Raw genomic sequence first — 7,376 nt, 5'->3', positions numbered from 1 at the left:
TGCAGAGTCAGTAGCAACCTATAATAAGAGGAGGCCACACATGGCCCTAAAATACAAAACGCCCGATGAAGTACATCAGGCGTTTTAATCAAAATAAGTGTCAACTTATTTCAGGACTAGTCAGGTCAAACTGTTCTTAGCTAAATTGCGAGACCAACGATGATTGCTGGTCAACTTGATGCAGTAAGCTGTGGTTCAATGATTCAGATTCTTTGCCGTGTTCGCCACTGGTAAAAGCGAGGTCACGAACAGACTCCACGTTCTTAGAAACTTGTTCTGCCACAACTGACTGTTGCTCTATGGCAGTTGCAACACAGCGATTTAAATCGGCCAAAACACTCACTTGCTCTTGAATAACATTGAGGCTTTGGCCACTAAAGCTGGCATTTTCAACCGTCTGTTTCGATAACTCTATGCCGCGCTCCATGGCTGATTGCGCATTCTCAGAAGCTCGGTTTATAGCTTCCATCTGCTGGCTGATTTCTTTGGTTGATTGTTGCGTTCTATGTGCCAACGAGCGCACTTCCCCTGCGACCACAGCAAAACCACGCCCCTGCTCCCCTGCGCGCGCAGCCTCTATTGCTGCGTTCAGAGCAAGTAAGTTGGTTTGCTCTGCAATGGCATTGATTTCATTAAGAATACTGCCGATTAAAACATTGCCCTGAACCAAACTTTGCAGCTCAGTCGCGGCAGATTGCAGCTGCTCATCTAAACGCTCAATATCTTCTATCGTACAATCAAGCGACTGTTTACCTGACGAAGTATGCTGCTCTAACGTATCGGCGCTTTGCGCAGCTTGATGAATGGATACTGCTAGTTCTCGAATAGTTGTTGAGAATTCGCCCATAGCATCTGAAATCTGATGCACTTCATTTGACTGTTGTGACAGTAATTGTGCAACTTTCTCACCGTTAAACGAAGTGAGCTGCACATTAGAATATACTTGCTTGGTCACATCATTTACTCGACCAACAACAGCACGTAATTTCGCTTGCTGCATCTCCATCGCCAAATCGAGATACCCGAGAATGTCCTTATGACCGCTGTAAAGATAGAGCATCATACTGTTTGGATAGACTTGCTTGGCCTTAGTAACCATTGTTTTATAACGCTGGCGCCATTGAAAAAAGACCCAACTCAGTACCAGTGTAACCATCGACATCACTGAGCTGAGCCAAAAAAAGTTAGATGCAATAGTGTGAGTAATAGCAAGCAAAGATAAGACAATAAGCCCCACCATTATCAAAGTGGTCATGTCGTATTCACTGTTATCGCATTTACTTTTTTTGCCCTCCTTGATTTTCTTGTATTCCAATTTTGCTCTGGTCACAACATCAGCTTTTGGCTTAGTCCTGACCGATTGGTATTCGTATACTTTGCCGTTGTCATCGCAAATAGGTGTCACAAAAGCGTTAACCCAATAGTAGTCGCCGTTTTTACAACGATTCTTAACTGGAGCCATCCATGAATCACCGGCTTTAATAGTTCGCCACAGGTCTGCAAATGCCTTCTTTGGCATGTCAGGATGCCTGACTAAGTTATGCGGCTGGCCCAGCATTTCGTCCAATGAGAATCCAGCAACGTCACAAAACTTGTCATTTGAGTACGTAATTCGGCTATCTAAATCTGTCGTTGAAAGAAGTGTGTCCTGTTCTGAATACGTGACCTCAGACTCTGAGTGAGGGCCTACTTTCATATCTTTTACCACCTGTTGTAATTATTCTTAGCATTGATGTGACCTAAAGGTTCAGGCCTCCATGCCAAAAAAGGTACAACACACCTTAAAATACCTTTAAAAGGTACTTTGTCAACAGACGATGACATGGATCCCACAATTCATCGCATCTAACTGTGAAATATATGATTTTTACGCTTCACTGACTGTGTATTGAATTTACAAACGCCACAGTGCTAATGTGAACCAAGTAATTGCTACCAAGGACACGTAAGTGACAGAAAAAGAATTTTTAGACGTATTTCCAAGAGCCTCTGAAATCAAGGTGGCTTGGGGTGATATGGATGCACTGCAGCATGTTAACAACACTATGTACTTTAAGTATTTTGAGATAGCGCGCATCGATTTTTTTACTCAAGCCGGTATTTTTAAGCGTTTAGAAAGTGAAAAGACAGGCCCTGTATTGGCCGACAACTTCGCCAAGTATTTGCGCCCCGTGACCTATCCCGACACTTTACTCGTAGGTGTAAGTGTGAGTGATATCGGCGAAACTGGCTTTATGACCCACTACAGTGTTTTCTCAAAAGCACAGCAAAGCTTGGTGACTGTTGGCAAAGCCAAAGTAGTGATGTTTGACTTTAATAACATGCAAAAAGCACCGTTAGATTCGACTCTTTTGGACTTTTTGCACGCTAATGAAAAAAGGTAACAGATGGAATATGCAAAACTAGGCAACAGCGGCCTCAAAGTTTCGCGTGTTTGTTTAGGCACTATGACTTGGGGACGCCAAAACACCCAAGCAGACGCCGATGAACAGCTTGCATACGCCTTAGAACAGGGCGTTAACTTCATTGATACTGCTGAAATGTATGCCGTACCGCCAACCCCCGACACCTACGGCAAAACAGAAGCCATTATTGGCGATTGGCTATCGCGTAATGCCAACAAACGCCATGACATAATTATTGCCACTAAAATTGCTGGAAATGGCCTGAGTTGGATCAGAGATGGGCAAGACATCACCAAAGAAGCGGTAATTAATGCCGTAGATAAGTCTTTGGCGCGCCTGCAAACAGATTACATCGACTTATTTCAATTGCATTGGCCAAATCGCACTTCCCCTCACTTTGCCAAGCATTGGCCGGGGATCATGAACATTAATAACGTTGACAAAACACAGCAAAGAGCCCAGATGCATGAGATTCTTGAAGGCTTAGATGTATGCGTGCGCGCGGGCAAAATTCGCCACTGCGGTTTGTCGAATGAGACCCCATGGGGGATCAGTCAGTACCTTGAGCTGGCAAAGCATTACTCGCTGCCTAGCATGGTATCGATACAAAATGAATTTAGCTTGGTTCACGCCAAAGACTGGCCTTATGTGATTGAGCATTGCCACCATGAAGACGTAGCCTATTTACCTTGGTCACCCCTGGCTGGCGGCATGCTCAGTGGTAAATACCTCGATGGCGCTCGCCCTAGCGGCTCTCGCTGGACTATTTCCCAGCGCAATGGTCTGTTCCGCGACACCGAACTAGCACAACAAGCGGTAGCAAAATACCAAGACATCGCGCAGCAACATGGCATGACTACCGCTCAACTCGCATTAGCATGGGTGAATCAAGTTCAAGGCGTTACATCGACCATCATTGGTGCAACAACACAAGCACAGTTGATTGAAAACATTACCGCTTTTTCCATGCATCTTGACGATACGGCATTAGCGCAAATTGACGAAGTATTGAGGCTATACCCTGCGCCTTTCTAGATGATACTTAAGTGCCTATTTCTGGCTAAGAATACTGCTTTTTTTAACGCGGGCGACACTTAGCCAGTAATAGGTTTTTTCAATAAGGTGCGCGGCATCAATAGGCTTAGTCACATAGTCACTCATCCCTGCTTGCAGGCAGCGCTCTCTATCTCCTGCCATGGCGTTGGCCGTCATTGCCACAATTGGCACCCCCACGTAATGGGCCATTGCCTCGCCACTGCGAATCGCAGTCGTAGCGCTGTAACCATCAAGTACCGGCATCTGGCAATCCATTAGGATGACATCAATATCATCACGTTTATTGAGCTCATCAAGCGCTTGTTGACCGTCCATGGCGACCACTAATTCAACCGGTAAGTCTTTAAAAATCCCTTTGACCACCGCTTGGTTAATCGCATTGTCGTCAACAATCAGTAATGTCGAGCCAGCTATGGAGTCAAAATCAAAATTTCCTTGCGCACTGACTTTATCGCTTGTCTCAAAGTGGCTGGGGCCATCCATATCAAGGCTATGCGCTAACAACACGGAGGTTATCGGTGAGCCAATGCATATTGCATTATCATAATCATTGACTAAAAACTCACAGTCAGTGTTACAACCACTGACCAGCACCACCTTTAACAATTCAGGTGACACGGTTGCTAATAGCTCACGCAATTGCAAATGCGTTTGCTGAGTTTCTTTGTCCAATGATGCAAAAACAACGAGTGGTTTACCCTGAGATTCATAGTGTTGGCAAAGCGACAAAAGCCCATCCCAACCTTGGTCTTTTACTTTGGCTCCCCACGCTTGTAACTGTTTACTAATTACTTCCTTGCGCTTAAGCAGACTGTCGACAACAACCGTAACATGATGCTGCAATGGTTTATCATCGCGCATGTGCATATCACTCACACCTAACAGGAGATGGCCAAAAAAGCGCGAACCACGCTGCGTTTGGCTCGTCACATCGATTTTACCTCCCATTAGCTCAACCAGTTGCTTGGTGATTGATAACCCCAAGCCTGTACCGCCATATTTTCGGGTAATACTGTTATCGGCTTGAGTGAAAGAGTTAAACAACGTCGGAATTGTGTCTTGCTCAATGCCAACGCCTGAATCTTCAATTGAAAAATCGATACGTTGCTTCCCTTCGCTTTCACTGTTGGTAACACGCACACACACATAACCCGAGTCGGTAAACTTAATCGCATTACCTACCAAGTTCGTGAATATTTGGCGCACCCGAGTCGCATCGCCAATAAAATTACGTTGTTTCAACTCACTGGTATCGAGTAAGAGTACCAAGCCTTTTTCTGACGCTCGAATCGAATTGGATTGAATCAACTCCCCTAGTAGCCCTTCAAGATCAATAGATTGAGCCTCTAATTCCATTTTCCCAGCTTCAATCTTTGAGATATCAAGCACGCTGTTAATGAGGTTGGTTAAATTCACCGCACTGGTTTGCGCCAAATTAAGGTAGTTGAGTTGCTGCTCACTTAGCGGCTCTTTTTTAATTAAATTCAACATACCAAATACCCCGTTCATGGGGGTGCGCAGTTCATGACTCATGTTTGCCACAAAAAGGCTCTTCGCTTCATTTGCATCTTCTGCATCCATGCGCGCTTGCTCGAGCTGCTCCGTTCGCTGAGCAACTTGGCGCTCGAGTGAGGAATTGATAGTTTGTAGCTCGTTACGCAGCTGCCATTGCTCTGAGTAATCGTAGAGGATCAACGCGGTACTGGCTTTGGTGCTCTGCTCATGGTGAAAAGGCACCACGTTCAATTGCAGATTTCTGAGATTCTCATGCGCATCGAGATATTCGATGTCCAGCGTAAAATATTCACATTGTTTGGCGCTTTGAATAATCTGACTTTGTGCCTTGTTATCTAAACGCAGTAACTTAGCAAAAGAGCGACCTTTGATATCATTTTCATCAAGCTGAAAGAGCATTTGTGCGGCGGGGTTACTACTGCTTATTTTAAAACTTTTATCTAGCCCCAATAATGGCGTATTTACGCTTTCAATGATGGCTTTGAATTCGCGTATGGATCGAGACATATGCAACTGCTTAGAGACAAAGTGGTTATACCAAATCAATACCACTAACATCACCAAATAAGCGACAATGAAGGCGCTAAACCACACTCTCCACTGTGCTGCAATAGCCTGCTCAAGATGCTCTTTAGTAACATAACTCATTAGGGTTAAGGTAATGGGTTTAGCGCGATTACTGACCTCAACTGTTTGCGATTGCAAAAACACATCTTGAGAGCTCAATTTATCTCGATACAGTTGCAGGCTATAAAATCGCTGGCCGGTATCAACAACTTGTTGAAGGGCTGGGGTAAACGTTGAGTTGTACTCATTGGCATATTGCCAGCGGGTGTCTGGGTGACTAACAAAATGACCAGCGCCGCCTATCACGTACAGTCCCATTGCTGGCTGTAAGTCATCCATCAAACTACTAAGCAATTGATTGGCATCGTAATTTATCACCACGATAGCCCGAGGCTGCCCTTTCTCATCAAATACCAAACGGCTAATACGATAGGTTGGCTCAGGCACTTCTGGAAGGCGACCAAACTCACGATTTAGATTGATATCGGATATGTATGTTTCATCCTTGGTGAGCGCCATGCTATCAACAATGTAATCGCGCCCACGTTTGGATTGCAGCTTTTGTTGGCTGGTTAAGTTTGTGCTTTTTGGGCTGTTGTCTACACGCACAAATTCTTCAAAGCGTTCGTTAACGAGTATGTATCTTAACTGCACAATTTCTTTGTGCTCAGCGAGGTATGAAGAATATATCGTTGCTAGGCGGTCGCGCCATTGCTCTAAACTGGTGTTGTCTAGGGCGTCAAAGCCGCCGTTGTCGATGGCCCGAATGATCCCCTGATTCGGTGGTGTGTTACTCAACACCCTGACTTCTCTTTGGCCATATTCCAAGCGCGTTTGCACGATAGCTCTTAGGCTTTCGAGTTGCTGAGTGAGCTCTTCTTGAACCTCAAGCGCGTGATTCTTTTGCACTAATTTATAGCTATAAAAGCTCGTTCCTAAGAAAACTGCACTCAGTAAAAGTAATATGCTTATCCATCCGAAACGTTCAAACCAACCCACACTCAACCCTTTTATTAGCAGACTACTTTCTGCTCAATCCCGTCACCGTAAAACAATACGTGCATTCATACAATTTGCCTCAGCTATGAGCATAGCTGAACCTGTAAGTATCACAATAAGGAACGCCAAATAACTTAAGCTATTTGTCTTAATAATGGGGCGTGTTGACCTTTGAGGTATGACTATTGTTCAAATCAAAGGCTTTGCAGTGTGTTTTTACAGTATATTTCTGATGATAACGGTGGTCGCTAAACACACAAAAGCGACGGCTAAGAGCTTATTGATGCTCAACTGATTACGCTCCAACCATGGATAAAATCGTGGGTGACTGCACATAACAGCAACAAGCACGTACCACAGCGTATCAATTAAGGTCGGCGTCGCCACCATCACCACTTGCTGCGTCGCTGATATCTCGCCTTGAGGAATAAATTGTGAAAACAAAGCCACAAAGAAAACCGCCAGCTTGGGATTTAAAAAAGCAATCGCAAAGCCATCTTGAGCCGCACTTCGGTGCACTGACTTCGCCTTGTTAAAATTCATCTTAGTTGCTTGAGCGCGCCAACTTCCATAAGCCAAATACAGCAAATATGCCGCCCCTGCAAAGATGATTACATCAAATAGAATGGGAAAGGTCTGTTGTAAGCTGCCTAAGCCAAGAACAGCCAACAAAGCGTATAAGCCCACACCCAAACCATGACTGACGGCACAGATCACACCACCTCGAAGGCCTCCATGTAAGCAGTGCTTTAAGACGACGGCAAGGCTTGGCCCCGGCGACATCGCCCCCATAAGACAAATTCCGACCAAAGCAAGCCAGGTTGTTAGCTCCAT

The 7,376-nt window shown here is 45.0% G+C and carries 5 protein-coding genes; 2 read left to right on the top strand and 3 right to left on the bottom strand.

Annotated elements, in window-relative coordinates; translation table 11 throughout:
• Positions 1–136: 136 nt before the first annotated feature.
• Entirely contained in the window at positions 137–1,696 is a 1,560-nt protein-coding gene (locus tag AAEU32_RS08445) for a methyl-accepting chemotaxis protein (RefSeq protein ID WP_421970088.1), read from the bottom strand.
• A 253-nt stretch (positions 1,697–1,949) separates the two neighbouring features.
• Here AAEU32_RS08445 and AAEU32_RS08440 point away from each other — a divergent pair, with 253 nt between their 5' ends.
• Together AAEU32_RS08440 and AAEU32_RS08435 are read left to right on the top strand one after the other, a co-directional pair.
• Positions 1,950–2,384, top strand: coding sequence for an acyl-CoA thioesterase (locus AAEU32_RS08440; RefSeq protein WP_421970087.1), 435 nt, complete (start codon positions 1,950–1,952; stop codon positions 2,382–2,384).
• Positions 2,385–2,387: 3 nt separating this feature from the next.
• Positions 2,388–3,440, top strand: a complete 1,053-nt coding sequence (locus tag AAEU32_RS08435; RefSeq protein WP_421970086.1) for an aldo/keto reductase — start codon at positions 2,388–2,390, stop codon at positions 3,438–3,440.
• 15 nt (positions 3,441–3,455) lie between these two features.
• Here AAEU32_RS08435 and AAEU32_RS08430 read toward each other — a convergent pair whose 3' ends face one another.
• Positions 3,456–6,542 carry an ATP-binding protein gene (locus AAEU32_RS08430; RefSeq protein ID WP_421970085.1) on the bottom strand — a complete coding sequence of 1,029 codons (3,087 nt, stop codon included), beginning with the start codon at positions 6,540–6,542 and terminating at the stop codon, positions 3,456–3,458.
• 216 nt (positions 6,543–6,758) lie between these two features.
• Entirely contained in the window at positions 6,759–7,376 is a 618-nt protein-coding gene (locus AAEU32_RS08425) for a LysE family translocator (protein ID WP_421970084.1), read from the bottom strand.

The organism is Pseudoalteromonas maris (assembly GCF_049257235.1).
Classification (GTDB): Bacteria; Pseudomonadota; Gammaproteobacteria; order Enterobacterales; family Alteromonadaceae; genus Pseudoalteromonas.
The sequence above is the reverse complement of the archived record's forward strand: the minus strand, read 5'-3'. Positions and strand labels throughout refer to the sequence as shown.

Bases quoted from the DNA above. Each gene is read 5' to 3' on its own strand.
- AAEU32_RS08445 (WP_421970088.1), bottom strand. From the start codon at position 1,696: ATGAAAGTAGGCCCTCACTCAGAGTCTGAGGTCACGTATTCAGAACAG.
- AAEU32_RS08435 (WP_421970086.1), top strand. From the start codon at position 2,388: ATGGAATATGCAAAACTAGGCAACAGCGGCCTCAAAGTTTCGCGTGTT.
- AAEU32_RS08425 (WP_421970084.1), bottom strand. From the start codon at position 7,376: ATGGAGCTAACAACCTGGCTTGCTTTGGTCGGAATTTGTCTTATGGGG.